We start from the raw sequence: 26123 nt of genomic DNA, 5'->3' as shown, positions 1-26123 counted from the left end.
TCTTTGAAATTAAGTGGTAACACCGATGCAAGCGGCTAAACTGCTTTAGCCGAAAGAGGCCGGGGAGGGATCTCACCGCGCGGGAAGCCCTCGCCTCAGGGGGCGGCTTCGGGCGCCGGCTCTTCGATCAGGATGTCCTCGCCGATCCTCGGATCCTCGGGCTCCGCGCTCTCTCCGGAGGGCCCTCCGGCGGGCTCGGCCGCGGGCGCCTGCACGGGCGCCGGGGCAGGCGCCGCCGCTGCGGCGGGCAGGATCCTGCCCGAGTCGTCGATCGTGAAAAAGCGCGGGCTGATGTCCTCCTCGGAGAGGGTTTTGATGAGCTTTGCGGCCCCGAGCCCGGGATCCAGCCTCGGGCCCACGCCGCGGATCTGGCGGAACGAGTAAATCTGCCCTGAAAGGAAGCGGCCGCTGGCGCTCATCCGGATTTCGATCACGGGGGCGAGCCCGCTGATGCCCTTGAGGCTCACCATGTAAGGGGTGCAGAAGTTGCCGAGGCTGTAGGCGATGAAGCGCCCCTTGTAGACTTCGACCGCCCTCGGAACGTGGGGGCCGTGGCCGAAGACGGCGTCGGCCCCGAGGTCGACGCACAGATGGGCGAACTGCCTGAGGCTGCCGCGCTTCTCGTTGAGAAAGATCTCTTCACCGTAGGGCAGCCGGGCCCGGTCGCGGCCTTCGGCTCCCCCGTGGAAGGAGACGACGATGAGGTCGGCGCGGCGCCGCAGCGCGGCCAGAATCCGGCGGACCTCGGCCTCGTCGCCGTGCCTGAGCGTATAGGAGTTGTGCCCGAAGGCCGCCACGCCGAAGCGCACTCCGCCCCTTTCGATCAGGGCGTATTCGCAGCGGCCCCGGATGCCCGCGAAGGCGATCCCCTGCTCGCGCAGGCACCGCTGCGTCGAGTCCATGCCTTCCTCGCCGAAGTCGCCCGCGTGGTTGTTCGCGAGCGACAGAAAGTCGAACCCGGCTTCCTTCAGATACCGCGCGTAGCGCACGGGCGTGCGGAAGGCGTAGGTCGTGGGCGAGGGGACCTTCTGCGTTTCCCCGCCCTCGAGCAGCGTCCCCTCGAGATTCCCGAAGGCGAGGTCGGCCGAGCGCAAGACCGGCGCGGCGTCGGCAAAGAGCTTCTGCCCGTCGTGCTCGGGCAGGGCCTCGCCCGGGAACGTGGAGCCCATCATGATGTCGCCGCAGAAGGCGAGCGTGAAGGCCCGCTGCTGCGCGAGGGCCGGGGCGCCGCCCGCGGCCAGCGGCGAGGCCAGCGCGATCTGAAGCAGTTTCCGGCGTGAAATCATGAGGCTGCGCAGTGAAGGAAAAGGAAGGGGAAAGCAGGTATTTTAAGGTCGCCCGGGCGGGCTCGGGAGACAAAAGAAGGGAGAGCCTTTGAAAAGGGAAAAGGCTCTCCCTGCGGCGGTCGGGCGCTTTTTCTTCAGCGCAGCGCGAAGCTCACCACGAACAGCGCCGCGAGCACGCCCAGCGTCACGTTCACCTCGGCCCTGCGGCCGCTCAGCAGCTTGAGCAGGAAAAACGAGATGAACCCGATGCCCAGGCCGGTTGCGATGTTGAAGGTGAGCGGCATGGTGATCACGGTGAGGAAGGCGGGAAGCGCGTCGGTGAAGTCGTCCCAGCGCACGCTCTTCAGCGTCCCCAGCATCATGGCCCCCACGATGATGAGGGCGGCCGAGGTGGCGTAGACGGGCACGAGGGCGAGCACCGGGGCGAGAAACAGCGACAGCGCGAAAAGCACTGCGACCGTGAGCGCCGTGAGCCCCGTGCGGCCGCCCGCCGACACGCCCGAGACGCTCTCGAGGTAGGTCGTCGCGGTGGTGCAGCCGAGCAGCCCCGAGCAGATCGTCCCGACGGAGTCGGCCATCAGGGCGCGGTCGATGCCGCGGATGGTGCCGTCTTTCTGGATGTAGCCCGCCTTGGAGCACACGCCGATCAGCGTGCCCAGGTTGTCAAAGAGGTCCACGAAGCACAGCGTGAAGAGCACCGTGATCATGCTGTGCTGCATCAGCCCGTTGAAGTCGAGCTTCAGGAAGGTGGCCGAGGGGAAGAAGTGCAGGGGCTCGGAAAAGCCCTTCGCGAGGTCGGGGGCGGGCGAGGCCCCGGTGAGAAAGCCCAGCGCGGTGACGGCGGCCATGCCGAGAATCATCGCCCCGGTGACGTTCTTTGCGATCAGCACCCCGATCAGGATCACGCACAGCAGCGTGAGGTACACCGGCGGGCTGGTCATTTTGCCCAGCGCGACGAAGGTCGAGGGGTCGGAGACGATGAGGCCGCAGTTCTTCATCCCGATGAAGGCGATGAAAAGCCCGATGCCGGCCGGAATGGCCGCCTTCATGGCGGCGGGCACCGAGTTGATGATGAGCTGGCGGATCTTGGTGAAGGTGAGGATCGCGAAAATGACGCCCGAGACGAGGACCGCGGCGAAGCCCGTCTGCCAGCTGTAGCCCATCGGCCCGCAGACCATGAAGGAGAAGAAGGCGCTGATGCCGAGCCCCGGGGCGACGGCGACAGGGAAGTTGGCCCACAGCCCCATGACGAGCGTTGCGATCACGGTGATCCAGACCGTCGAGACGAAGGCGTCGCCGAAGGAAAGGCCCGTGTGCGTAAGCATGCCCGGCACCACCGCGAGCAGGTAGCACATCGTGATGAAGGTCGTGAGGCCTGCGAGAATCTCGCGCTTCACGGTAGAGCCGGCCGCGCTGATGCCGAAGAAACGGTTGAGGGTGTCCATAAAAAACGCCTTTGTCCAAAAATCAAAAAAGAGGCTGCGCGCCGCGGGCGGGGTCCGCCCCCGGAGCTTTTTTCAGCGAACTCTGCGCGTGAGCTCGAGCCGCGCCCGGTTGTATTCCCCCCAGCTGCGCCGCCCCGTGAGCAGCGCGTCCTGGTTTTCCTTCACCTTGGGGTCGAGCCGGGTCTGGGAGCTGCGGACCGCGTTCTCGTGCGCGTCCTGGCCGCTTGCGATCATGATTTTCCTCGTTTTCTCATTGATCGCGTCAATCTGCTGGAACACGCGCCGGGCGGCCTGAACCTCCTGCGCGGTCGCCTTGGATGCGTCGGAGGCCTGGCTGTCGGTGAGCGAGGTGGCGATGCACGGGGTCTTCGCGAAATAGGGCTGGTTGGAGGGCTGGCTGCAGACCCGCTCCATGAGGCCCTTCACCTCCTGGAAGCGCCGGGCGACGTCCTCCGAGGTTTTTTTCCTGCCGTCGAACTCGGGCTCGAGCACCAGGCTGTCGTCGCCCGAGGCGGCGGGGGCCGAGGCGGCCTGCGCGGCGCTTGAGGCGCGCGGCGCGGGCGGCACCCGGGCCGTGGCCGTGTTGGAATGCAGCAGGAACTCCGTGATGGGATCCTGGGCGAGCGCTATCGTGGCAAAAAGCGCTGCGCAGGCTCCCGCCGCCGTAAGCCAGATTTTTTTCAGATGATCCATAGGCTGAAAGCGTCAAGACCCGGGCCGCCCGTACCGGGTGGGGTGAGAAATCGCGGCGCCGCTTATTTTATGCCGCGGCGCCGCGGAAAGCCCCCGCCTGCGCGGGAAAGTTGCGTTTCTTTACTCCCCGCGGGCGGGGCTCCCGCCCACAGGGGCCCTGCTAGAGCACGGGCCCCTCCATGAAGACCTCGAGCTGCTCGGCGTAGTTGAGCGTCTCCATGCGCGTGAGCGTTCCGGAGCCGATCTCGAGCAGGTGGTCGAGGAGCTTCTCGCCCTCGTCGGCGATCGAGATCTCGCCCGCCATGATCGGCGAGGAGTTGAAGTCGAAGTTGTCCGGCGAGCGGGCGTAGGCGTTCTTGTTCCCGGTCACGTAGAGGAAGGGCGAGACCACCGTCGGGTTGATGGCGGGCATCATCGGGTGGTTGGGCATCGCGCCGCCTCCCATCTGGTAGAGCACGATCGCGGCGCCGCTTGCCGCGAAGCAAAGCGGCAGCGACAGCGACGACATCCACGCGTCGATGAAGTACAGGCCGTGGCCCGCGGGGCGCTGCGCGTACTGCAGCACGTCCTCGATCCGGGCGTGGCCGCTCTTTGCGATCGCCCCGAGCGACTTTTCCTCAAGGGTCGAGATGCCGGCCGCGATGTTGGCCGGAATCGGGTTGATCTCGCGGATGTCCTCGCCGGTCGAGAGCGCCTTGTCCTCCCAGCGCTTCGCGGCGGCGAGGATCTTCTGTCCCACCTCCGGGGTCGCGGCGCGCGCGGCCACGAGGTTCTCGGCGCCGATGATCTCGGTGGTCTCGGAGAAGAAGGCCGTGCCGCCCGCGTTCACCACGCGGTCGAAGGCCGCGCCGACGCAGGGGTTGCCGGCGATCCCCGAGGTGGCGTCCGAGGTGCCGCACTTCACTGCGAGGGTGAGCGAGGAGAGCGGGCAGGGCGTGCGGCGCGCGCCCGAAACGGTGACGATGAGCTCGCGGGCGGCGCGCAGCGCCTCGCCCAGCAGCCCGTAGCTGCCGCCGCTTTCGGTGAGGTAGACGACGCGCCAGGGGCGGCCGGTCTTCTCCGCCTCGGCGATGAAGCGCTCGATGCCCATGTTCTTGTAGGCCGAGGAGGCGGCCGGCTTGATCGCGAGCAGCAGCACGCCGCCCACGTTCGGGTTGTGCATGAGGCCGATCATCGTGCGGGCGATCGTCTCGCGGTCCTTCTCCGGGCGCCCGGTCTCGGCCGGGATCTCGAAGTGGCGCGTCATGCGCGTCATCCGCGCGACGTTGGAGGCGATGAAGTTGAGCGAGCGCACGACGGGCATGATGAGCACGCAGTTGCGGGCGCCCGCGTGGCCGTCGGGCCTCATGTAGCCGAGAAAAGTCTTTTCGCTCATTTCTTTTCCTCCAGGTCCCCGCGGCCGCGGCAGCCTTCGATGTTGTGCACGTGGACGAGCTCGCCCGCCCGGATGTCGCGCGTCGCGCGCCCGATGGGCAGCCCGTACTTGATCACCGGGTCGCCCTTCTTCATGGGCGCGGCGCAGACCTTGAATCCAAAGGGAATCGGCTCCTGGGCGGTCACCGCCTCGCGGCGGTCCTCCCCGTGGAGCAGGAGCTCGATGCGGTCGCCGGGCTTCGCGTCGTCGAGCGCGGTGGCCACGGTGTCCTTGGCGGTGAGTTTCAATGCAAGCATGACAAAGACCCTTTCCGGCGCGCCTCAAGGGGGCCGCGCCGGCCAGTTGCGAGGAAGGTAAACACCGCGGTCAAGTTTAGTCGAAGGAGGGCGCTCCGACGCATGTTTCAGAAGGGCCCGCGGCCCCGGGCGGGCGGGGCTTTCGCGCGAAACGCTGAGCCCGGGCGGATCTTCTTCTTTTGAAATATAATTCATCGTTTCCGTCCGGCCGGGAGCGGCTTTCCAGGAAAGCCCCCCTAAAACCGGGCAGGACCATCCCTCCGCCTCCGGGGCCGCGCTCTCCGCGCCCGAATGGACGAAGGTCACATTAAATCAGGGTTCACCGGGGTCACCTCTTTGAACCCACTGGAAGGAAAGTGCAACATGGCTAAGAAGGCTGAAAAAGTCAAGGACGAAGAGAAGAAGGCCGCCAAGAAGGCGGAAAAGGCTGAAAAGGCCGCCCCGAAGGCCGAGGAGCCCGCTGCGGCCGCGCCGGCTGAGAAGACCGAAGCGGCCGAGGCCCCGAAGGCCGAGCAGAGCTCGGTCACCGCCCCGGTGAACCCGCTCGAGCGCACCGTCGAGGTCACCGTCTCGCAGCAGGCCCTCAGCGCCGAGACCGAAAAGCGCCTGAAGGACTACGCGAAGCGCGCCCGCATCGACGGCTTCCGCCGCGGCCACGTCCCGATGAACATCGTGCGCGGCATGTACGGCCAGGAAGCCTACGGCGACGCGCTCAACCAGCTCGTGGGCCAGGCGGTCGACAAGGCGGTCGCCGACGGCTCCTACAGGCTGGCCGGCGCCCCCGTGGTCGAGCCTTCCAAGGACATGCCCACCGACGGCAAGAGCGACCTCAAGTTCACCGCCCGCTTCGAAGTGCTGCCTGAAATCGAGGCCCCGGACTTCTCCGCGGTCTCCCTCAAGCGCTACACCTGCGAAGTGACCGACAAGGAAGTGACGAGCACGCTCGACGTGATGCGCAAGCAGCGCGCCACCTACAAGGAAGTGGACCGCGCCTCCCAGAAGGACGACGAGGTCACGGTCGACTTCGAGGGCAAGATCGACGGCAAGGTCTTCGAGGGCGGCTCCGCCAAGGACTTCTCCTTCCTGCTCGGCTCCGGCCAGATGCTGCCTGAGTTCGACCAGGCCGTCACCGGCATGTCCAAGGGCGAGACGAAGACCTTCAAGCTCACCTTCCCCGAGGGCTATGCGAAGGAGCTTTCCGGCAAGGAAGCCGAGTTCACCGTGACGGTGAAGAAGGTCTCCGAGCCCGTGCTGCCCGCGCTCGATGACAAGTTCGCCAGCGAGTTCGGCATCAAGGAAGGCGTCGACAAGCTCAAGAAGGAAGTCGAGGAGAACCTGAAGCGCGAGGTGAAGAGCCGCCTCAACGCCCGCACCAAGGAAGGCGTCTTCTCCGCGCTGCTGGACCTCGCGAAGTTTGACCTCCCTCAGGTGATGGTCGAGGACGAGGCGAAGCGCATCACCAGCGAGTACCGCCAGAACCTCGCCTCCCGCGGACTCGACGTCTCGAAGATCCCGTTCGACCCGAAGAACTTCACCTCCCAGGCCCAGCGCCGCGTGCGCCTCGGACTGATCGTCTCCAAGCTGATCGCCGACAACAAGATCCAGAGCACGCCCGAGCAGGTGAAGGCTTTCGCCGCCGAGATGGCTTCCGCCTATGAGAAGCCCGAGGAGGTGACGGACTGGTACCTGAAGGACGAGAACCGCTACGCGGAGCTCTCCGCCGCGGTGATCGAGAACAACCTGGTCGATTTCGTCCTCGGCAAGTCGAAGACCGCCGACGAGGCGATCGACTTCAACACCCTGATGGGCCGCGCCGCCTGAGGGCGGGCGCAAGGCCGGAAAAATCAGGAAGGCACAAAGGAAAAGGCGGCAGCATGAAGAGAAGCAATCCGATGGGCATGAACCTCGTCCCGATGGTCATTGAGCAGAGCGGCCGGGGCGAACGCTCGTTTGACATCTACTCCAGGCTGCTGCGTGACCGCGTGGTGTTCCTCAACGGTCCCGTGACCGAGGAATCGGCGAACCTGGTGGTGGCGCAGCTGCTCTTTCTGGAAAGCGAGAATCCCGACAAGGACATCTCGCTGTACATCGACAGCCCCGGGGGCAGCGTCTACGCCGGCCTCGGGATCTACGACACCATGCAGTTCATCAAGCCCGACGTGAACACGATCTGCTTCGGCATGGCGGCGAGCATGGGAGCCTTCCTGCTCGCGGCCGGCGCGAAGGGCAAGCGCTACGCGCTGCCGCACTCGCGGATCATGATCCACCAGCCTTCGGGCGGCTCCCAGGGCATGGCAAGCGACATTGAGATCCAGGCGAACGAAATCCTGTACCTCAAGCGCGAGCTCAACCAGATCCTCGCGGAGCGCACCGGGCAGCCCCTCGAGGCGATCCAGAGGGACACCGACCGGGACAACTTCATGAACCCCGAAGAGGCGAAGGCCTACGGCCTGATCGACCACATCTTCGTGCGGCGCGGCGAAGTCCGCTGAAGCGGCCTTCCCTCCCTGCCTTTTTTCCGGCGGGGAAAGCATTCCCAGAAAGCCCGGGAGGCGCGCAGCCCCCGGGCTTTTCACGCCCCGGGCCGGCGCCTCTGGGGCGGCATTTCAGACATTCGGAGCGGCAGGCTCCGGGAGTAAAACGCGATGAGCGGCAATGAGAACAACAGCGGCGAACGCAGGTGCGTGTTCTGCGGGCGCGGGGAAAAAGAGGTGAAGCACCTGTTCGGCGCGAACGGGGTCTTCATCTGCGACGACTGCACGCGCGAGCTCGCCTCGCTGCTCGAGTCCGAGGAGAAGGGCTCCGCCGCGGGCGGGCAGGAAAAGCCTCAGGAGCCGGCCGCGGCCGAGCCCGCCGAAAAGCCGATCCCGACCCCGAAGGAGATCTACGAGCATCTCAACGCGTACGTGATCGGGCAGGAGCGGGCGAAGAAGACGCTTGCCGTCGCGGTGCGCAACCACTACCAGCGCCTGAGGAGCCTTAAGGACGAAAAACGGGACGTGGAGCTGCAAAAGAGCAACATCCTGCTCGTGGGGCCCACGGGCTCGGGCAAGACGCTGCTCGCCCAGACGCTTGCCCGGCGGCTTGACGTGCCGTTTGCGATCGCCGACGCCACGACGCTCACCGAGGCGGGCTACGTGGGCGAGGACGTCGAGAACATCATCTCGAAGCTGCTGCAGGCGGCCGACGGCGACGTCGAGCGCGCCCAGCGCGGCATCGTCTACCTCGACGAAATCGACAAGATCGCCCGCAAGAGCGAGAACCCCTCGATCACCCGCGACGTCTCGGGCGAGGGCGTCCAGCAGGCCCTTCTCAAGCTGATCGAGGGCACGGTGGCGAACGTGCCCGCGCAGGGCGGGCGCAAGAATCCCGGCAAGCAGATGATCCCGGTCGACACGACCAACATCCTCTTCATCTGCGGGGGCGCCTTCGACGGGCTGGAGAAGATCGTGCGCGGCCGCACGGAAAAAAGCGGGATCGGCTTCGGAGCGGAGGTGAAGAGCCGCCGCGACGAGCCCCTGAACGACCTGCTCGGGCGGCTCGAGGCGCAGGACCTCGTGCGCTACGGGCTCATCCCCGAGCTCGTGGGGCGTCTGCCCGTGATCGCGGTGCTCTCGGAGCTCGACGAGAAGGCGCTGGTTGCGATCCTCACCGAGCCCCGGAACGCGCTCGTGAAGCAGTACCAGGCGCTCTTTGCGAACGAGGGGGTGAAGCTCGAGTTCACCCCCGGGGCCCTGCGCGCGATCGCGCAGCGGGCGATCAAGCGCAGGACCGGCGCGCGCGGGCTGCGCTCGATCGTCGAGGGGCTGCTGCTTGACACGATGTTCGAGATCCCGTCGCGCACCGACGTCGAGCGCGTCATCGTGGACGAGGACGCGGTCGAAGGAAAAAGCGCCGGCCCGCAGCTCGTCCTGAAGAAATAAGGGCCGCGGGGCGGCTGCCCCGCGCCTTCCCTTTTCCGGGAAGGCCTCGGGCCCTTTTCCCTTCGCCGCTAGAATGGGAAAAAAGGAGGCCCGGGGGCCTTGAAAAACGAGCCCTCCGCCCCCATATGGGCTGTATCGGGCCTGCTGCCGGAAAAAGGCGGGATTCTGCCCGGAATCCGGCTAAGGCCATTGTTTTGGAAAGAATTTTTGAATGACAACTAGGACGCAATCCAGCATGCCTAACGTGCTGCCGCTTCTGCCGCTGCGCGACATCGTCGTGTTTCCGCGCATGGTGATCACTCTCTTCATGGGAAGGGCCAAATCGATCAAGGCGGTCGAAACGGCCATGAACCGCGACAAGCGCATCCTCCTTGTCGCGCAGCGCAACGGCCAGATCGACGATCCTGCCTCGCAGGACCTCTTCACCGTGGGCTGCGTGGGGCAGGTGCTGCAGATGCTGCGGCTGCCCGACCAGACGGTGAAGATCCTGGTGGAGGGCAAGGAGCGCGTCGACGTGAGCCGCGTGCTCGAGCTCGACGGCTACCTCACGGCCGCGGCCTCGCCCCGCCCGATGGCCGACAGCGACCCCTCGGAGACCGAGGCGCTGCGCCGCGCGGTGATCGACGCCTTCACGACCTACGCGGGCCTCAACCCGAAGATCCCGGAAGACCTCGTGCGAAGCGTCTCTCAGACCGAGGACGCGATGCGGCTCGCCGACGTCGTCGCGCAGCAGCTGCCAATCCCGGTGGAGAAGAAGCAGCGGCTCCTCGAGAGCGACCAGCTCACGGGCACGCTCACGCAGCTGCTTGAGCTGCTGGGCGGCGAGACCGAGATCCAGCAGATCGAGAAGCGCATCCACGGCCGCGTGAAGCAGCAGATGGAGAAGAACCAGCGCGACTACTACCTCAACGAGCAGATCAAGGCGATCCAGAAGGAGCTCGGCGAAGAGGACGAGGCCGAGGGCGACCTCGCCGAGTACGAGAAGAAGATCCGCGCGGCCCGCATGAGCAAGGAGGGCGAGGAGAAGGCTTTCTCGGAGCTGAAGAAGCTGCGCCAGATGAGCCCGATGTCGGCCGAGGCGACCGTCGTGCGCGCCTATCTCGACACGCTGATCAGCCTGCCCTGGAGCCGGCACACGAAGGTGCAGACCGACATCGTGCGCGCGAAGAAGATTTTGGACGAGGACCACTACGGGCTTGAGAAGGTGAAGGAGCGCATCCTCGAGTACCTGGCCGTCCAGGCGCGGGTGAAGAAGGTGAAGTCCCCGATCCTCTGCCTCGTGGGCGCTCCGGGCGTGGGCAAGACCTCGCTGGGCGAGTCGATCGCGCGGGCCACGGGCCGCAAGTTCACGCGGCTCGCCCTGGGCGGCGTGCACGACGAGGCCGAGATCCGCGGCCACAGGCGCACCTACGTGGGCTCGATGCCGGGCAAGATCCTGCAGAACCTCATCAAGGTGGGCGTGAACAATCCGCTCTTCCTGCTCGACGAAGTCGACAAGATGGGCATGGACTACCGGGGCGACCCGGCCAGCGCCCTGCTCGAGGTGCTCGACCCCGAGCAGAACAGCAAGTTCTCCGACCACTACGCGGAGGTGGAGTTCGACCTCTCGAACGTGCTGTTCGTGGCGACCTCGAACTCCTACAACATCCCGCCCGCGCTGCTCGACCGCATGGAAGTGATCAGCCTGTCGGGCTACACCGAGGAGGAGAAGATCCACATCGCCGAGGAGCACCTCATCCCCAAGCAGCTGCGGATGAACGGCCTCAAGGCCAAGGAGCTCAAGATCGACCGCTCGGCGATCGTCGCGATCATCCGCTACTACACCCGCGAGGCGGGCGTGCGCGGGCTCGAGCGCGAGATCTCCAAGATCTGCCGCAAGGTGGTGATGGCGATCATGATGGGAGACCCGAAGACGAAGACCCGCACGGGCAGGGCGAAGTGCGTCACGGTGACGGAGGACAACGTCGGGGATTACCTCGGCGTGCGCCGCTTCACCTACGGCATCGCCTGGAAGCAGCCGCGCGTGGGCCAGGTGAACGGGCTCGCCTGGACGGAGGTGGGCGGCGACCTGCTTTCGATCGAGGCCGCGGCCTTCCCCGGCAAGGGCGTCGTGCAGCGCACGGGCAGCCTGGGCGAAGTGATGAAGGAGTCGGTCGAGGCGGCCCGCTCCGTGGTGCGCGAGCGCGCGAGGAGCCTCGGCATCAAGGACGAGGCCTTCGCGAAGACCGACCTGCACCTGCACTTCCCCGAGGGGGCGACCCCGAAGGACGGCCCGTCGGCGGGCGGCGCGATCACCACGGCGATCGTCTCGGCGCTCACCGGGATTCCGGTGCGGCCCGACGTCGCGATGACGGGCGAGATCACGCTCCGCGGCGAGATCCTGGAAATCGGGGGACTCAAGGAAAAGCTCCTCGCGGCGCTCCGCGGCGGCATCAAGAAGGTGCTGATCCCGGAGGACAACGTGAAGGATCTGGCCGAGATCCCGCAGAACGTGAGGGACGGGCTCGAGATCGTGCCGGTGCGCTGGATCGAGCAGGTGCTCGAGCAGGCGCTGGTCGAGATGCCCAAGCCCCTGCCCGAGCCCGAGCCGCAGAGCGCGGCCCCGGCGATTCCGCCCGCGGCCGAAAAGAGCAAGGCCTCGAGCGGCCTGGTCGCGCACTGAAAGGGCCTGAAAAAAGAGGGAAAAAGGGGCGCGGGACCGCGCTCCTTTGAAGAAAGGCGGAGGCCGCAGGAGTCAGGCTTCCGTTTTTTCCCTGTCTCCGCGGCCTTTGGCGCCCCGGCTCATTGGATTTTTCTGCCGCGGTGAATAAAATTCAGCTGTCATCCCCGATGCGACGGGGAGCAGTCGAGTCCGCGCTGGAACAGGCGCTTTCTCAAAGGAAATACAGCATGAACAAGTCTGAACTCATCGAACTCATCGCCGAAAAGGCCGACATCTCCAAGGCCAAGGCCGGCCTTGCTCTTGATGCTCTCGTTGACGGCGTTACCGGCTCCCTTAAGAAGAAGGAAGACGTCACCATCGTCGGCTTCGGCACCTTCACGGTTTCCAAGCGCGCCGCCCGCAAGGGCCGCAACCCCGCCACCGGCAAGGAAATCACGATCAAGGCGACGACCCTGCCGAAGTTCCGTCCGGGCAAGGCCCTGAAGGACGCCGTCAAGTAACCTCGGGCGCTTTCAGGGAAGGAGCGGCGGCTGTGCTATCATTCACAGCTCCTTTTCCGGGCACTTAGCTCAGCTGGCAGAGCGGCGCCTTTACACGGCGTAGGTCAGGAGTTCGAACCTCTTAGTGCCCACCAGATTTTCAAAAAACCGGGTTTCCGCTGCGGCGGGATCCGGTTTTTTCTTTGCCCCGGCGCAAAAAAAAGCGCGGGGATTCCCGCAGCCGCGGGGAGCCGCCCGGCCTTATGTCCGAATCTATTCGCTTCGGGGACTTTCCGCCCCCGCCGGTAATTCCTGACTTTTACGTAAAAAGCCGTCCTTAACAAGGATAAATATCAATACAAACACAAACATGTGATACGTTGATGCTTATCAAGCTTTGTCGTAATTGCGTAGTTAGATTAGTGTTAATCATGATATGATTTAAATGTCTGACAGGAGCTTTCCCATGGCCATTTCCGTTTCAATCAAGAAGTTCAAGGGTGTGGAATACGTTTACATTTGCGAAAGCTTCCGAGACCCGCTTACCCGCAAACCCACCAGCCGTGTGCTGACCAGCTACGGAAGCAAAAAGAAGCTTCTTGAAAAAGACCCGGACGCCATGGAGAAGATCCAGAAACACGCCGAGCAGCTCAGGGCGGATTCTTCGCTGTACAGCCAGACGATCCAGGAAACCGTCTTGTCGCGGGTCGCCGCGCCAAGCGCGGCAAACCGGCGGCCCGACTGCAGGACCTGTACGCCGGCACCCTACAGGCTTCTGTGGGAGCAGCTGGGAATTTCAAATTATTTTCAGAACTATCGTCACAACTACCGGATCGGCTGGGACGTGGACAAGACGATTTTCTTTTCCGTCGTTTCACGGCTGATCGCCCCTTCCTCGAAGCGCTCCTCCTGGCTCAACAAGGAAAGATTCGTCTTTGACTTCAGTGACCTGCGCCTCGATCGGATTTACGACAGCCTGGACATTCTGGCCGACCGCAAGGAGGCCATCGTCAAAAAGCTCAATGACGGCATTGGCCGGCTCTACAAGCGCGACCTGACAATTGCGCTTTATGACGTGACCACACTGTATTTCGAGAGTTTTATTGAAGACGGCCTGCGCCGCCGGGGGATGAGCAAGGAGCATCGGACCCAGGAGACCCAGGTGGTGCTGGGGCTTCTGGTGGATGCAGAAGGCATTCCGTTCAATTACGAAATCTTCCCCGGAAACACAGCCGAAGTGCACACCCTGATGGAGGTCGTGAAGAAATTCAGCCGGGATTACGGAGTCCAGAATGTCACGGTGGTTGCAGACAGCGGGCTGAACCAGTACATCAATCTCGAGGCGCTGCAGGAATCCAATTTCAACTTCATCGTGGGCTTCCCTCCCTACATCAAGCTGTCTGTGCCGGACCAGCAGAAATTACTGGACAGCGACGGCTGGCACTGGAGCTCCAGTCCTGATGACCCTCGGTGGGGAATCAAGGAAATGCCTTTGTCCATTGAGCGCACGGTCGTGGACCAAAGCACCGGCCAGCGAAGGCCGGTCAGCCTCAAGGCCACCTGCATAGCCACCTATTCCGCCAAACGCTTTGAACACGACAGCCAGGAGCTTGAACTCAAGTGGCAGCGTGCTTCCGACCTTGTGGCAAGAGGCCCCGCCGCTGTGAAAGCGGCGGGGCGAAGCGGCTACAAAGCTTTTATCAAGCCGGGAACCACTAAAGTTGAGCTGAACTCAGCCCTTTATGACAAACGCCGCAAGTGGTGTGGATACATGGCGCTGCTGACCAATCTTGATTTGCAGAAGCACAAGCCCGCCGAAATCTACGGCCTTCTGCGGCAGCTCTGGCGCATTGAGAACAACTTTCGGATGCTCAAGACCGATCTTAGGGCCAGACCGGTATTCGTTTGGACAGACCAGCATATCCGCGGGCATTTCGTCCTCAACTACATCGGCCTGGTTCTCCAACGGCTTTTAATGAAGAAGCTGCGCGAGTCCGGCCTTGATGTTTCAGGCGCGGAACTGTTGAGCGACAGATTAATATCCCCCAAAACGACATAATTTTGACCCCCCGAAAGGGGGCTTATGAAGCATAGAAAGCATCAGAGCATCATTGGGACAGTCCAACTAACTTGCCCTGAAAAGATGCTCACAGAGATAGAGGTTAAATTAATCACGGATTTGGCCAAAGCGCACCGCTCAATTAAAGCGATTGCCCGCCAGCTCCACATTTCAAGAAACACAGTGCGCCGGTATTTGAGGGGCCGGGCTCCGACCGGCCAAGGCCGGTCAGAAGCCATGAAATGGCTAAACGACAACCGTTCCAGGGTTCGAGAGCTGTTTTTCACAGATGAAGGCAACTGTGCTGTTGTCCAGCGGGATCTTGAATCCTCCAGCACCCAAAAGATCAATCTGCGCCAGATCCAGCGCTTTTGCCGGCCTTTCAGGCGTCAGATTAAAGAGGTACAGGCTTTCTGCCGCTATGAAACAGCACCCGGGCAGCAAATGCAGATTGATTTTGGGGAACAGGACGTGATGATTGCATCACAGCCTGTCCATATCCATTTCTTCGTAGCTGTGCTTGGCTTTTCCAGAAGGATCTTCACTAAGGCTTACAGCCATGAAAACCAAGCGGCCTGGTTTGACGGCATTGAGTCTGCATTTTCCTTTTTTGGCGGCGTTCCTGTCAGTCTGCTCAGCGACAACTGCAGGAGCCTGGTGACGGAGCACCGCCGGAAGGGACGGGTTGAGCTCACGGAAGGCTACCTCTATTTCTGCCGCCAGTGGGCTGTCAAGCCCATTGTCAGTACTCCATACCACCCCCAGAGCAAAGGCAAGGTCGAGCGCTGCGTCCGATATGTCAAAGAAAATGCTTTGGCTGGGAAAAAATTCAAATCTCTGCAGGAGCTGAACCAATGGCTGGAAACCTGGTCTCTGACGTACGCAGACCAACGGCACCTAAATGACTTCCTCAAAGACATCAGGACACCCAAAGAACGGTTTGCCATTGAGAAGAAAACACTGCGTCCCATCGATGGCCATCCGAAAGTGGCCAATGTCAGGGAAGAGACCAGAAAGGTCGACGCTGCGGGCCTTATCCGCGTCGATGGCAACGCCTACCAGCTGGCGAAAGGGCTAGCTCACAAAGAGGTCCAACTCCTGATAGATGAAAGCTCAATCTCCGTTTCCAGAAAAGGACAGTTTGTCATCGAGTTGGATAAGGCGAAGTCAGTATACAAGCCTGAGCAGCAACGTGAAACGCCCTTAGGAAAAAAACTCCAGCCTCTTCCGGAAGTTAAGCCGGAGTTCAAACAAAACCGTTTATCCCGCGCATTAATAACCTACTCCAATGTAGCCGGAGGAACCTGGTCATGAGGACACGTGCCACGGATGAGCGGCTGAGCCAGATGGCAGCTCGTCTGCGCCTGGTTTATATGCGCGATCACCTTACCGAAATGCTGGAAGCTGCCTCCGGCGCAAAAATGACACCTCGGGAAACGCTTGAGTATGTTTTGTCCAAAGAAGTGGACCAAAGAGAATCCAACCGAATCAAGCTTTCAACCATGGCCGCACATTTTCCCAGGGCATGCACTCTGGAGAGCTTTGACTTCAGTGCCCAGCCTTCGCTGGATCCAGGTGTTATCCGAGAGCTTGCGAAAATGGAATGGGTCGATTCTGGTGAAAATGTCCTGTTTCTTGGGCCTCCGGGCGTAGGGAAGACCCATTTGGCCATCGCTCTTGGGCGTCGTGCAGTCCAAAAGGGCCAGAATGTGTTGTTCATCAGCGCATCCCACCTGATGGCCGGACTGCAGAAGGCTAATAAAGAAGGCACGCTTAACGAAAAGCTGTCCTCGCTTTATAAGCCGAAGCTACTGATCATTGATGAAGTCGGCTATCTGCCATTCTCTGCCCAAACCTCGAACCTGTTCTTCCAACTCGTCAGCAGGCGTTACGAGCATAAAAGCATCCTGATCACCTGCAACAGGTCGCTGAATGACTGGGGAATGATCTTTGGGGATCCAACTGTAGCTGCCGCCATTTTGGACAGGCTGCTTCATCATTGCACGCCTGTCACCATTGTCGGAGATAGTTATCGGATACGAGAGGCTCAGAAGTTAAAGCTTCTGGGTGATCACAACGCTTAATCTAACAAATTAAAGGGGGGTCACTTTTTTGTCGTTTTGGGGGGCAAATCGACATACGCTTGACACGCGGAACTCATTCGGGCGCTGGAATCTATGAAGATCAGCAGGCTGAAGGGGCTGAAGAAGGCTCAGTCTTTCCTCTACTGCTGCAGCAATGAGAATGCGGAGTCGCTCAGCGTCAGGAATGAAAAAGGAGATCTTCTCTCTTTACAGGAAGTTTGCGACAAGATCCTTAACGCCTGCGGGATCGAGCCTCTGAAAGACCTTGAGACGGCTGAAAGCATCCGCAGGAAATTCCATTCTCGCCTGCCTATGGCTTAAAAATTTACCTACATCGCTGGATAGATTTAAAAAGAGCCGAAAGCCTTGAGTACCAGGCTTCCGCACAAGGTTTGATAAAGAAATCACGGAAAAAGTCAGGAAAAAAAGCGCGGGGATTCCCGCAGCCGCGGGGAGCCGCCCGGCCTTATGTCCGAATCTATTCGCTTCGGGGACTTTCCGCCCCCGCCGGTAATTCATTTAAATTCCACGCCCTAAATGAGAACTTTCTGCGGCCCCGCTCATTAAATCAGGACATATTGGCCAAAAGGGGAAGCGGGGAGCCCAGATCGGGAAAATAGGATCGTCCCCCGGGACGAAAGGCCGCCCCGGGAGGAAACAACAACCGGATCACAGTCAGGGCGCGCACCGACCGCCGCCCTCCCCCCTTTACGAGGAACCAAGAGATGCCGTCAACCGTTATCGACAGCCAGATCCACGGCTGCATGTTCAGCACCGATGAGATGCGCGAGATTTTCTCCGACAAGTCCTGGGCCCAGAAGTGGCTCGACACGGAGGCGGCGCTTGCCGAGGCGCAGGCCGAGCTCGGGGTGATCCCGCGCGAGAAGGCCGACATCATCAGGAAGTACGCGAGGGCCGAGCTCCTCGACATCCCCTCGATCGGCGAGTTCTACAAGAGCTCGATCACGATCGTGCCGCTGCTCAAGGCCTTCAAGGCGGTGCTGCCGGAGCGCGCCGGAGAGTTCGTGCACTGGGGGGCGACGAGCCAGGACATCGTCGACACCGGCCTGGTGCTGCTCGAACGCGACGCATACCGGGTGATCCTGCGCGACATGAAGCTCTGCCTGCGCTACTGCCTCGATCTCGCCCGCAAATACCGGTCGACCCCGATGGCCGGCCGCACGCACGTCGTGCACGCCATTCCGATCACCTTCGGCTACAAGGCCGCGGTCTGGGCCGACGAGCTCGGGCGCGACATCGAGCGGCTCGAGGAGATGGCCGGCCGCGTCTTCGTGGGCGAGATGGCGGGCGCCGTGGGCACCCTCGCCTCCCAGCCCGAGCACGGACTGGAGACCCAGAAGCGCATGTTCAGGATCCTGGGCCTGGGCGTCCCCACGATCGCCTGGCACGTGGCGCGCGACTCGCAGGCCGAGTTCACCTCGAACCTCGCGCTTTGCGCGGGCACGCTCGGGCGCATCTGCCACGAGATCCTGTCGCTGCAGCGCACCGAGATCCTCGAGCTCGAGGAGCCCTTCTTCATGGGCAAGATCGGGTCGTCCACGATGCCCCACAAGCGCAACCCCGCGGTGCTCGAGAACGTGCTCGCGCTGCTGCGCAGCGTCCGCAGCATCGCCCCGGCCGTCACCGAGTCGATGGTGAGCGAGAACGAGCGCGACTGGGGGTGCTTCCTCACCGAGTGGGAGGCCATCCCCCGCGCCTGCCACCTCATGGGGGCGGCCCTCGCGAAGTCGAAGAACATCCTGAAGAACCTCATCGTCTACCCGAAGCACATGGAGCGCAACCTCTTCGCCCAGAAGAGCCTCATGATGAGCGAGTGCGTGATGATGCACCTCGCGCGCAGGCTCGGCCGCATGACCGCCCACGGCATCGTCTACAAGGCCTGCATGGAGGCCTACGAGAAGGAGATCCCGCTCAAGGACGTGCTGATGAGGACCCCGGAGGTGGAGGCGGCCTTCACCGAGGAGGAGGTCGACGCGATGCTCAACCCGCACAGCTACCTCGGGCTCGCCCCGCAGTTCGCCGACCGCGTGGTCGAGAAGTGGAGCGCGAAGGCCTCTGAGGCCGAAGAGCCTGCCTTCTGACCGATCAGAAGGAAACCGGCCTGCGGCCCGGAGCGGGCCGCGGGCAGGAAGGAAAAAGAAAGAAAAGGCGCCGCCGTCAGACCTGACGCCGGCGCCTGAGCCTTGGACGGCTGAAAGAGCTGAAGAGGATCCGGGGGCGGCAGCAGGCGCCCCCTTTAAGCGAGCCCCGCAGGCAGGCGTTCAGCCGTTTGCGAGCCGGAAGAGGTTCTCGCGCGAGAAGTCCGCGACAGAGTCGAACCCCTTCGCGTAGCCGATCACGGCGTCCTGCTGCTTCTCCGTGAGGATGTCGAGCGTCATCGTGCGGAACTTCGTCTCGCACTCCGCCCAGCTGATTTCGTTTTCGGGGTCGCCCTTCGGGGCCTGGACCTGGGCCGTGAGCTCGCGGCCGCTTTCGGTGACCGCTTCGATCCTGGAGGGCCAGTTGTGCGGCACGCAGGCGTCGAGCTTCGGGTCGTCGATCACGGTGATGCGCTCGAGCAGCGCGCGCAGCTCCGGGTCCTCGGTCGCCTGCTGGCTGAAGGAGGCCTCGGCAGGGGTGCCCCGCAGGATCGCGCTCGCGATGCAGTAGGAGAGCGAGAACTTCGCGTCCCGGCCCGTCTTCGGGCGGGTCTTGCCGGCAATGGAAAGGGCCGTGCCGTAAGTGTGAGCCGTGAGCTTTGCGATGCGGTCGCCGGGCTGCTGGAGCAGCTGCCTTCTGATTTCAAGCGCGGCGTCGATCGCCGAGTGCGTGTGGCGGCAGCAGGGGTAGGGCTTGAAGGAGACGGTGCCCGCCCTCCAGCGCTGCCCGAAGTCGCGGAAGAGCTCCATGTTCACCTCCTGGCGGGCGAAGCCCGCGAAGAACCCCTGGGGGCCCTCGAGGATGTGCGAGGCGCCGGAAAAACCGTTTTGCGCGAGAAGGGCGACCCACAGGCCGTTGCCGGCGGCCCCGCCCGCGTGGATGAACTTGCTCATCGCGCCATCGGGGTTGAACTGCCACAGCCCGCAGGCGAGCGTACCCGCGTTGCCGAGCGCCCAGAGCATGCGCTCGGGCGCGAGCCTGAGGATCCGGCCCGCGGAGGCCGCGGCGCCGAAGACGCCAGTGGTGGAGGTGGTGTGGAAGATCTTGTAGTGCGCCGGGGTGATCGCGGCGCCGATGCGCAGCATCACCTCGAACCCGGCCACGATGGCGGTGAGGATCTCGCGCCCGCTGCGCCCGTAGTACTGGGCGGCCGCAAGGGCCGGCGGCATCACGACGGTGGCCGGGTGCGAGATGGACTCGCGGTCCACGTCGTCCATCTCGAAGATGTGGCCGAAGTAGCCGTTTTCGGTTGCCGCGGTCCTCATGTCGGTGAGCGCCGGGTCGCCGAAGACGCCCGCCTGGGGGGCGCCGCCCAAAAGGGCCTTCACGGTTCTGATCGGCTGGGAGGAGCGGTCGCGCGAGCCCTTGATCGCGCAGCCCGCCCAGTCGAGCAGGTCGCGCTTGATGAGGTCGAGCACTTTTTCGGGAATGTCTTCATAGCGCAGGCCCGCCGCAAAGGCGGCGCAGGCCTGGGACGGGCTGAATTTTTCTTCCATGGTCTTCGCTCCAGCAGAAAAAAAGGGGAGGGCGGCGCCTGCGCCGGCCCAGCCCTTCGATGTAGCCCATTTTAGGGAGGCCCTGGTGGTATACCAGTCAGAGTAACCCCCTGCCGCCTCCTCAAAATGAAACGGCTGTTTTCGGTTTTTAAACGCAGCGCCGCGCCCTGATTTAAGATGGGCCGGAGAACCCTTCCCTCAGCCAGGGACCGGGGCCTGGCGCTGAGGGGCCCCGCGGAGGAAGGGCTTAAAAAGGGAGAAGCGGGAGGGGATCGGCATGCAGCAGGCGGAAAAAGACATTTCAAGGCAGCAGCTCGAGCTTTTCCGGGCGCTCTGGGTGAAGCGGTCGCTTACCGAGGCCGCGGCGCTCCTTGGAGTGCACGTGCCCAAGGCCTCGCGCATCCTCAAGTCGCTGCGGGAGACCCTGGGCGACGAGCTTTTCGTGCGCGTGGGCAGCGTGATGGCGCCCACGAAGGCGGCCGAGGAGCTCTGGCCCTACGTCCAGGACAGCCTCGCCGCGCTCGAGCGGCTGCTCAAGCCCCAGGTCTTCGACCCGCGGCAGCTGAAGAAAACCTTCGCCGTGATCGTGTTCGACCAGCCGCTGTCGCGCTTCGGGCCGGTGCTGGTCGACGAGCTTTCGGTCACGGCTCCGGGCTGCCGGGTCGTCTTCCTCGCCCCGGGCAGCGACTGGCAGGAGATGCTCTCCGACGGGCGCGCCGACGTGGCGATCTCGCCCTCGGGCAACATCCGCAGCGGCTTCGAGCAGCTCGTCGCATCGCACTGCAGCTATTCGATCACGCTGCGCCCCGGGCACCCGCTGCTCTCGCTCAAGCGGGTGCGGGCAGCCGACCTCGAGCAGTATCCCGAGTGCATCGTGATGGCCTCGAGGCTGCGCGGCCGGCAGTTCATGAGGGACAGCACGAGCCCCGACAACTTCGTGGTGGTGCCCGACGCCCTGGCCGCTCCGGTGTTCCTTCTGAAGACCGACGCCTGGATGGTGGCCTGCACGCTCACCTCCGAGCAGATGTTCAAGGCGTTCTTCCACCTGGAGACGATCCCCTTTCCCGAGGACTTCAAGCCTTTCGCGGCCCCGCCCAGCATCAAGATCGTCTGGCACAGCCGCTTCAGCCGGGACCCGGCCCAGCAGTGGTTCCGCGGGGTGCTCGCCAACTCGATCAAGAGCGTGTGCGGCAAGGACCCGTGGGTGAACCCGATGACCTGGACTCCGCTCGAGTTTCGGAAAAAGGCCTGAGAAGGGGGCGGCGGGGCGGAAGGCGCCTTTTTTGGCCGGGCGCCCCGGGCTTTCGGGGCTTTTGAGGAAAAGAAGGAAAAGGAAAGGGCGGCTAGGTAAGGCCGCCCTTCTTTCGGCTGCGGGGCGGTCAGTCCGCCTCCGGCCGCAACCTGATCACCCGCTGGTTGGTGCTTCCGAACCAGTGCCCCTTTTCGGTGACTTTGAGCTTTTCCACGAAGGGGCCGTCCACCAGCACGTCGGCCACGGACAGGATCGCGCGGGCGGAGGGATCGCGCTCGAGCACCTCGCGCGTGCGCCCGCTCCAGATCCAGATGTCCTTAGTCGTGCCGAACTCGCGGCGCACGGCCTGCGCGATCGCGAGGACCTGCGGCATGTTCTCTTTCTCAAAGGGGTCGCCGCCCAGGATCGACAGCCCCCGCACGTAGGGGCTGCGAAGGCCTGTGAGCAGCTCTTCGAGCGTCTCCCCGGTAAAGGGCTTTCCGGCCCGGAAGTCCCAGGACTCGGGATTGAAGCACCCCTTGCAGCGGACGGTGCAGCCCGCCACGAAAAGCGAGACGCGCACGCCCGGGCCGTTGGCGGTGTCGAATTTGCTGAAGCCCACGTAGTTCATTTGAAGCCGCTCCCCGCGCTGCCCGCCCGCCTCACATCGAGACGCGCTGCGAGATCTCGAGCCGCTTCGAGTCGTTCATGCGCGACTTCCCGTTCACGTTCGTGTAGCCGAGGTAGCCGCACACGCGCGAGATCACCGTGATGTTGCGGCTGCCGCAGTGCGGGCAGACGTTGAGCACGTTGGTCGAGTGCGTCCCGCAGTCGTGGCAGTACGCCGCGTCGAAGTTCACGCCCTGGTAGAAGCCGTCTTCCATGCCGCGCTCGATCACCGCCTTCACCGCCTCGGTGTTCTCGGGGTTGTCGAGGCGCACGTACTGGATGTGCCCGCCCTCGCAGAGGTGGAAGTTGCGGAACTCCGCGTCCTGCTTCTCAAAGGGGGTGATGTCCTCGGTCACGTTCGCGTGGAAGGAGTTCGAGAAGTAGTCCTTGTTGTAGTGCTTCGTGTGCGCAAAGACATTGTCGACCCCGACGCTCCTGCAGTAGGCGTCGTACTGGCGCGCCTGCGTGCCGCTGTAGCTCTCGGCCGGAGTCCCGTAGATCGCGTAGAGGTAGCCGTCCTCCTTCTTGAACTGCGCGATCTTGGCCTTCAAGTGGTTGAGGATCTCGCTGCCAAAGCGCCCCTCGTCCTCGACCAGGCGGCGGCCGGTCCACAGGTACGTGGACTCGTCGAGCGCGGCCACGCCGAAGGAGGCGGTCATGTAGCGCACGAGGTCTCCCACCTCGTCGTCCGGGTCCTTCGTGCCCTCGTAGAAGCCGCCCTGCGTGAAGGCGAGCGGGTTCGAGGAGCACTTCTGGTGGCGGATCACGTCATAGCGCTTCTTCAGGAACGCGCGGATCACCTCGAGCCTCTGGTCGAGCTCGACCCAGAAGCGCTCGCGCCAGGAGTCGGGGTAGTTCACCTGCGTGTACTTGATGATGAGCGGGAAGTTGATCGAGACCGCGCCGATGTTGCAGCGGCCGACCGAGATGTACTCGCCCTTCTCGTTCGCCCAGGGCGAGAGGTAGGCGCGGCAGCCCATCGGGCTGATGATCTCGCCGTGGGTCTGGAACTCGTGCGAGACGGTGCCGTACTTCGAGGAGAGCGAGAGCCAGTCGGGGTACATGCACTGCGCGGAGGTGCGGATGCCCTCCTCGTAGAGCTTCTGGCTGTAGCCCGAGTCGTCGTTCTTCACCTGGTTCTCGTCGTAGAGGTAGACCAGCTTCGGGAAGACCACCGGCTGGTGGTTTTTGCCGTGGCCGTTGCGGCGCGTGCGCAGCAGCGTCTCGTCGATCGCCTCGAGCCACTTGCGCTCCTCGTGCGTGGTCTTCGTGATCGACCACTGCCCGAAGGTGACGGTCGTGAAGGCGAAGTCGCCGCGGCTCGAAGGCACGGTGTTCAGCTTGAGCTCGAGGCTCTGGAAGCCCTGCTCGAGCTCGCGGCGGGTGTCCTTCTCGGCCTGCTCGAGGCACTTGTCCTCGGAGAGCCCCAGCCCCCTGTAGCGTTCGAGGGCGCTCCGGTAGGTCTTGAGCGTGTAGGGCAGCAGCACCTTGTCGAGCTCGGGCAGCGTAAAGCCCCCGAACTGCTGCGCGGTCGCCACGAGCGTGAGGTCGCCCACGACCTGCAGCGCCGAGAGCACCGACTTCGGCTCCGTGTACTCGACGTTCGACATCTCGAAGCCCCCCTTGAGGACGCGGCCGATGTCAAAGAGGCAGCAGTTCACGCTCCCCAGGATCATGTCCCGGAGGTCGTGGATGTAGATGTCGCCGCGCTCGGTCAGGGCCTTCTCCTGCTTGGAGAGGTAGAACTGCTTGTAGAGGGACTTCGTGAGGTAGCCCTTGATGAGCGAGCCCTTCGTCGAGACGAGCGCGGAGTCGAAGTTCGCGTTCTCGCGGTCGCCCAGGTGCAGCACGTCGTCGGCGTCCTGGCGTAGCTTCTCGAAGGTCTTCGCGTACTGGGTCTTGTAGTAGCGGTATTCGGCGTAGGACTGCGCGACGTCGACATAGCCGAGCGACCCCAGGGTCGCGATCACGATTTCGTGCAGGTCGGAGACGGTGGTCTTGTCCCGGCCGCCGAGCTTCTTCAGCACCGCCTCGACGATCTGCGCCTGCTGCTGCTCGGTGAACTTCTTGTCGCAGCGGAAGGCGGCCTTGTTGGCCGCGACCGAGATTTTCGAGGGGATGAAGTTCTCGAGGGAACCGTCTTTCTTGATGACCTGTACCATTTTTTCTCTCTGCCTCAACAATGATTTTTCCGCAGCCCCTCGGGGCGGCCCGCCTGAGGCCGCTCTTTCCGGGCTCCGGGACCGCTCCCGCTGCCAGGCGCGAGGGGATGCTTCCGGGGGATTTTTCCGCACGGACGAAATTTTTAACGCGGGGTGATGGGCCCTGAGGAAGCGCCCTCCTTAGGAGGAGGGCGCTTCCTCAGGCTCCGCCGCCCGCGCAGGGAAATGGATTTTACACGCTGACTAGGTTTAGTGCTCGGAGACATTCATAAAACTAGTTCTAGTGTTTTTAAGGCTTGTGGTCAGAATTTCGGCAGGCCCCGCCAAAGCCTTTGTTCAGAAAGGAAAACCTTTTTGGGGGTGCCTCGCCGGGACAACAAGATGTGGGCCGGGGGCCGAAAATCAGTGATAACCCTTAGGGCCACCGGGCCGGTCCCGGACCTTAGAGGCGCAGCTGCCGCCAGTAGTCCCTGCGGCACACGAGGTAGTAGTCGGCCCGGGCCTCCGGGTCGGAAAAAGGGACGCAGACCCGGCCTTCGAGGCTGCGGGAGAGGTTGGCGATGTCGGTGGTGAAGGCGGGCAGCCCGGTGCGCGCGATGAGGTCGAGCAGCGTCCTGCGGTCGCTCTGCAGCAGGAAGCGGGTTCCGGGCATTTTGTTCCGCACGAGCTCCGACCAGAAGCCGATGTGCGTGTAGAGCAGCATCGTCTCGCCTTCGAGGTCTTTGAGCGCAACGGAAGCGCGGCCCGCGAGGCGGTGCTCCGGGGGCACGAGAAGCATGAGCTGCTCGCTGCCCACCTTTTCGCTGTAGAGCTCCGGGTCCTTCGGGCGGAAGGGGAGGACCACGAGCCGGTAGCGGCCGGCCTCGAGCCCCGCGGTGAGATCGGGCACCGCGGCGGTCTCGGTGCTGATCGGCGCGTCGGGCGCGGCCTGGGAGAGCCGCGCGACGAGCCCCGGGATCTGGACCGCGGCGCACGAGCCGATCGAAATCACGCGGTGCGAGCGGTCGAACTCGCGCACCCTGCGGTAGGCCTCGTCCCACTGCTGCAGCAGCTGCTGCAGCTCCGAGGCCGCGAGCCGCCCGTTCTCGTTCAAGTCAAGCCGGTTCCTGCGGTGCTCGAAGAGGCTCACCCCGATCTCCTCCTCGGCCTTCTTCATGGCCCGGGTCACCGTGGGCTGGGAGATGTGGCAGCGCTTCGCCACCTCCGAGAGGGTTCCCAGCCGCGAGAACTCCACCAGATAGCGCATTTCTTCGTAGTCGAGCATGGCTTTTATAAAAGAGTGAACATCTAGTATTCAAAAACTGAATACTGATTGCAAAAATAATATTGTATTTAATTATTAATAATACATAAAATTTCAAGCGAATAAAAGAAACAATGGCTGTTTTCGGCTCGGAGACAGCTATCAAAATATTGAAATTTACGGAACTCAAAAATGGACTATGTCACCCTCAGGACCGGCGCCCGGATGCCGATGATCGGCTACGGGGTCTGCCAGATCCCCCCGCGCGAGACCGCCCGTCTCGTCTCCGAAGCGCTCGAGGCGGGCTACAGGCACCTTGACACCGCGCAGAGCTACCGCAACGAGGAAGGCGTGGGGGCGGCGGCCGCGGCTTCCGGCATTCCCCGCGGCGAGCTTTTTCTCACCACCAAGGTCTGGCCCGGCTTCTACGGCGAGCAGGAAACCCGCGCCGCGGTGCTCAGGTCGCTCGATAAGCTGCGCACGGGCTACCTCGACCTCGTGCTCCTGCACCAGCCCTACGGGGACCATTACGGCGCCTGGCGGGCGCTTGAGGCGCTCTACCGCGAGGGCGCCGTGCGCGCGGCCGGGGTCTCCAAATTCTATCCCGACCGGCTCGCCGACCTGTGCGGGTTCGCCGAGATCCCGCCCATGGTGAACCAGGTGGAGACCCATCCCCTCTTTCAGCAGCGCGGGGCCCGCGAGCTGATGCGGCGGCTCGGCGTCGTCCACGAGTCCTGGGCTCCGTTCGGCGAGAGCCGCGGCGGTCTGTTTGAAAACGAGACTCTTCACTCAATCGCGGGGCGGCCCGGCCGCAGCACGGCCCAGGTGATGCTGCGCTGGCAGCTGTAGCGCGGCATCGC

The 26123-nt window shown here is 63.4% G+C and carries 21 protein-coding genes and 1 tRNA gene; 13 read left to right on the top strand and 9 right to left on the bottom strand.

What is annotated here, in order from left to right:
• Positions 1 to 95 precede the first annotated feature (95 nt).
• The 5 genes from MUN46_RS10265 to MUN46_RS10245 form a co-directional block, all read right to left on the bottom strand.
• On the bottom strand, positions 96 to 1286 hold the full coding sequence (locus MUN46_RS10265; protein ID WP_243377421.1) for a CapA family protein: 1191 nt from the start codon (positions 1284 to 1286) through the stop codon (positions 96 to 98).
• Between the two features lie 134 nt (positions 1287 to 1420).
• A complete protein-coding gene (locus MUN46_RS10260) occupies positions 1421 to 2731 on the bottom strand; it encodes an NCS2 family permease (RefSeq protein WP_243377422.1) in 1311 nt (436 codons plus the stop codon).
• 72 nt (positions 2732 to 2803) lie between these two features.
• Positions 2804 to 3424, bottom strand: a complete 621-nt coding sequence (locus MUN46_RS10255) for a hypothetical protein (RefSeq protein WP_243377423.1) — start codon at positions 3422 to 3424, stop codon at positions 2804 to 2806.
• Between the two features lie 160 nt (positions 3425 to 3584).
• Positions 3585 to 4799 carry a UxaA family hydrolase gene (locus MUN46_RS10250; RefSeq protein WP_243377424.1) on the bottom strand — a complete coding sequence of 405 codons (1215 nt, stop codon included), beginning with the start codon at positions 4797 to 4799 and terminating at the stop codon, positions 3585 to 3587.
• On the bottom strand, positions 4796 to 5095 hold the full coding sequence (locus MUN46_RS10245) for a UxaA family hydrolase (protein WP_243377425.1): 300 nt from the start codon (positions 5093 to 5095) through the stop codon (positions 4796 to 4798). Before MUN46_RS10245 ends, MUN46_RS10250 begins: the two co-directional genes overlap by 4 nt.
• Positions 5096 to 5458: 363 nt before the next feature.
• Here MUN46_RS10245 and tig point away from each other — a divergent pair, with 363 nt between their 5' ends.
• From tig to purB, 11 genes are all read left to right on the top strand, one after another.
• A complete protein-coding gene (tig, locus tag MUN46_RS10240) occupies positions 5459 to 6916 on the top strand; it encodes a trigger factor (protein WP_243377426.1) in 1458 nt (485 codons plus the stop codon).
• Between the two features lie 53 nt (positions 6917 to 6969).
• Positions 6970 to 7587: an ATP-dependent Clp endopeptidase proteolytic subunit ClpP gene (clpP, locus tag MUN46_RS10235; protein WP_281069893.1), complete on the top strand. Its 618-nt coding sequence runs from the start codon at positions 6970 to 6972 to the stop codon at positions 7585 to 7587.
• A gap of 153 nt (positions 7588 to 7740) precedes the next feature.
• Complete coding sequence (gene clpX, locus MUN46_RS10230) at positions 7741 to 9018, top strand: ATP-dependent Clp protease ATP-binding subunit ClpX (RefSeq protein ID WP_243377427.1); 1278 nt, start codon at positions 7741 to 7743, stop codon at positions 9016 to 9018.
• A gap of 211 nt (positions 9019 to 9229) precedes the next feature.
• Positions 9230 to 11680, top strand: a complete 2451-nt coding sequence (gene lon, locus MUN46_RS10225) for an endopeptidase La (protein WP_243377428.1) — start codon at positions 9230 to 9232, stop codon at positions 11678 to 11680.
• Between the two features lie 167 nt (positions 11681 to 11847).
• Positions 11848 to 12180 carry an HU family DNA-binding protein gene (locus MUN46_RS10220; protein WP_281069894.1) on the top strand — a complete coding sequence of 111 codons (333 nt, stop codon included), beginning with the start codon at positions 11848 to 11850 and terminating at the stop codon, positions 12178 to 12180.
• A gap of 58 nt (positions 12181 to 12238) precedes the next feature.
• Positions 12239 to 12314 (top strand) — tRNA-Val (locus tag MUN46_RS10215).
• 311 nt (positions 12315 to 12625) lie between these two features.
• Complete coding sequence (locus tag MUN46_RS10210; protein WP_285230613.1) at positions 12626 to 14218, top strand: IS1634 family transposase; 1593 nt, start codon at positions 12626 to 12628, stop codon at positions 14216 to 14218.
• Between the two features lie 24 nt (positions 14219 to 14242).
• Positions 14243 to 15532, top strand: a complete 1290-nt coding sequence (gene istA, locus MUN46_RS10205; RefSeq protein ID WP_285230541.1) for an IS21 family transposase — start codon at positions 14243 to 14245, stop codon at positions 15530 to 15532.
• Entirely contained in the window at positions 15529 to 16302 is a 774-nt protein-coding gene (gene istB, locus MUN46_RS10200) for an IS21-like element helper ATPase IstB (RefSeq protein WP_243377773.1), read from the top strand. Before istA ends, istB begins: the two co-directional genes overlap by 4 nt.
• Before the next feature lie 93 nt (positions 16303 to 16395).
• Positions 16396 to 16623, top strand: a complete 228-nt coding sequence (locus tag MUN46_RS10195; RefSeq protein WP_285230612.1) for a hypothetical protein — start codon at positions 16396 to 16398, stop codon at positions 16621 to 16623.
• 404 nt (positions 16624 to 17027) lie between these two features.
• Positions 17028 to 18404, top strand: coding sequence for an adenylosuccinate lyase (gene purB, locus MUN46_RS10190; protein ID WP_243377719.1), 1377 nt, complete (start codon positions 17028 to 17030; stop codon positions 18402 to 18404).
• Between the two features lie 180 nt (positions 18405 to 18584).
• Here the strand turns inward: purB and MUN46_RS10185 are convergent, their stop codons facing one another.
• Positions 18585 to 19958 carry an MmgE/PrpD family protein gene (locus MUN46_RS10185; RefSeq protein ID WP_243377720.1) on the bottom strand — a complete coding sequence of 458 codons (1374 nt, stop codon included), beginning with the start codon at positions 19956 to 19958 and terminating at the stop codon, positions 18585 to 18587.
• Positions 19959 to 20235: 277 nt separating this feature from the next.
• On the opposite strand from MUN46_RS10185, the gene MUN46_RS10180 reads away from it, so the two are divergent.
• The gene (locus MUN46_RS10180) at positions 20236 to 21210 is read left to right on the top strand and encodes a LysR family transcriptional regulator (RefSeq protein WP_243377721.1); all 975 of its coding nucleotides are present in this window, start codon (positions 20236 to 20238) and stop codon (positions 21208 to 21210) included.
• 127 nt (positions 21211 to 21337) lie between these two features.
• Here the strand turns inward: MUN46_RS10180 and nrdG are convergent, their stop codons facing one another.
• The 3 genes from nrdG to MUN46_RS10165 all read right to left on the bottom strand — a co-directional run bounded on the left by nrdG (position 21338) and on the right by MUN46_RS10165 (position 25284).
• Positions 21338 to 21820, bottom strand: a complete 483-nt coding sequence (gene nrdG / locus MUN46_RS10175) for an anaerobic ribonucleoside-triphosphate reductase activating protein (protein ID WP_243377722.1) — start codon at positions 21818 to 21820, stop codon at positions 21338 to 21340.
• A gap of 31 nt (positions 21821 to 21851) precedes the next feature.
• Positions 21852 to 24020 carry an anaerobic ribonucleoside-triphosphate reductase gene (gene nrdD, locus MUN46_RS10170; protein ID WP_243377723.1) on the bottom strand — a complete coding sequence of 723 codons (2169 nt, stop codon included), beginning with the start codon at positions 24018 to 24020 and terminating at the stop codon, positions 21852 to 21854.
• A 442-nt stretch (positions 24021 to 24462) separates the two neighbouring features.
• Positions 24463 to 25284, bottom strand: coding sequence for a LysR family transcriptional regulator (locus MUN46_RS10165; RefSeq protein WP_243377724.1), 822 nt, complete (start codon positions 25282 to 25284; stop codon positions 24463 to 24465).
• 171 nt (positions 25285 to 25455) lie between these two features.
• Here MUN46_RS10165 and MUN46_RS10160 point away from each other — a divergent pair, with 171 nt between their 5' ends.
• Positions 25456 to 26112 carry an aldo/keto reductase gene (locus MUN46_RS10160; RefSeq protein WP_340309686.1) on the top strand — a complete coding sequence of 219 codons (657 nt, stop codon included), beginning with the start codon at positions 25456 to 25458 and terminating at the stop codon, positions 26110 to 26112.
• Positions 26113 to 26123 lie beyond the last annotated feature (11 nt).

This window comes from Mesosutterella faecium (assembly GCF_022809315.2).
GTDB classification, from domain to species: Bacteria; Pseudomonadota; Gammaproteobacteria; order Burkholderiales; family Burkholderiaceae_F; genus Mesosutterella; species Mesosutterella faecium.
The sequence above is the reverse complement of the archived record's forward strand: the minus strand, read 5'-3'. Positions and strand labels throughout refer to the sequence as shown.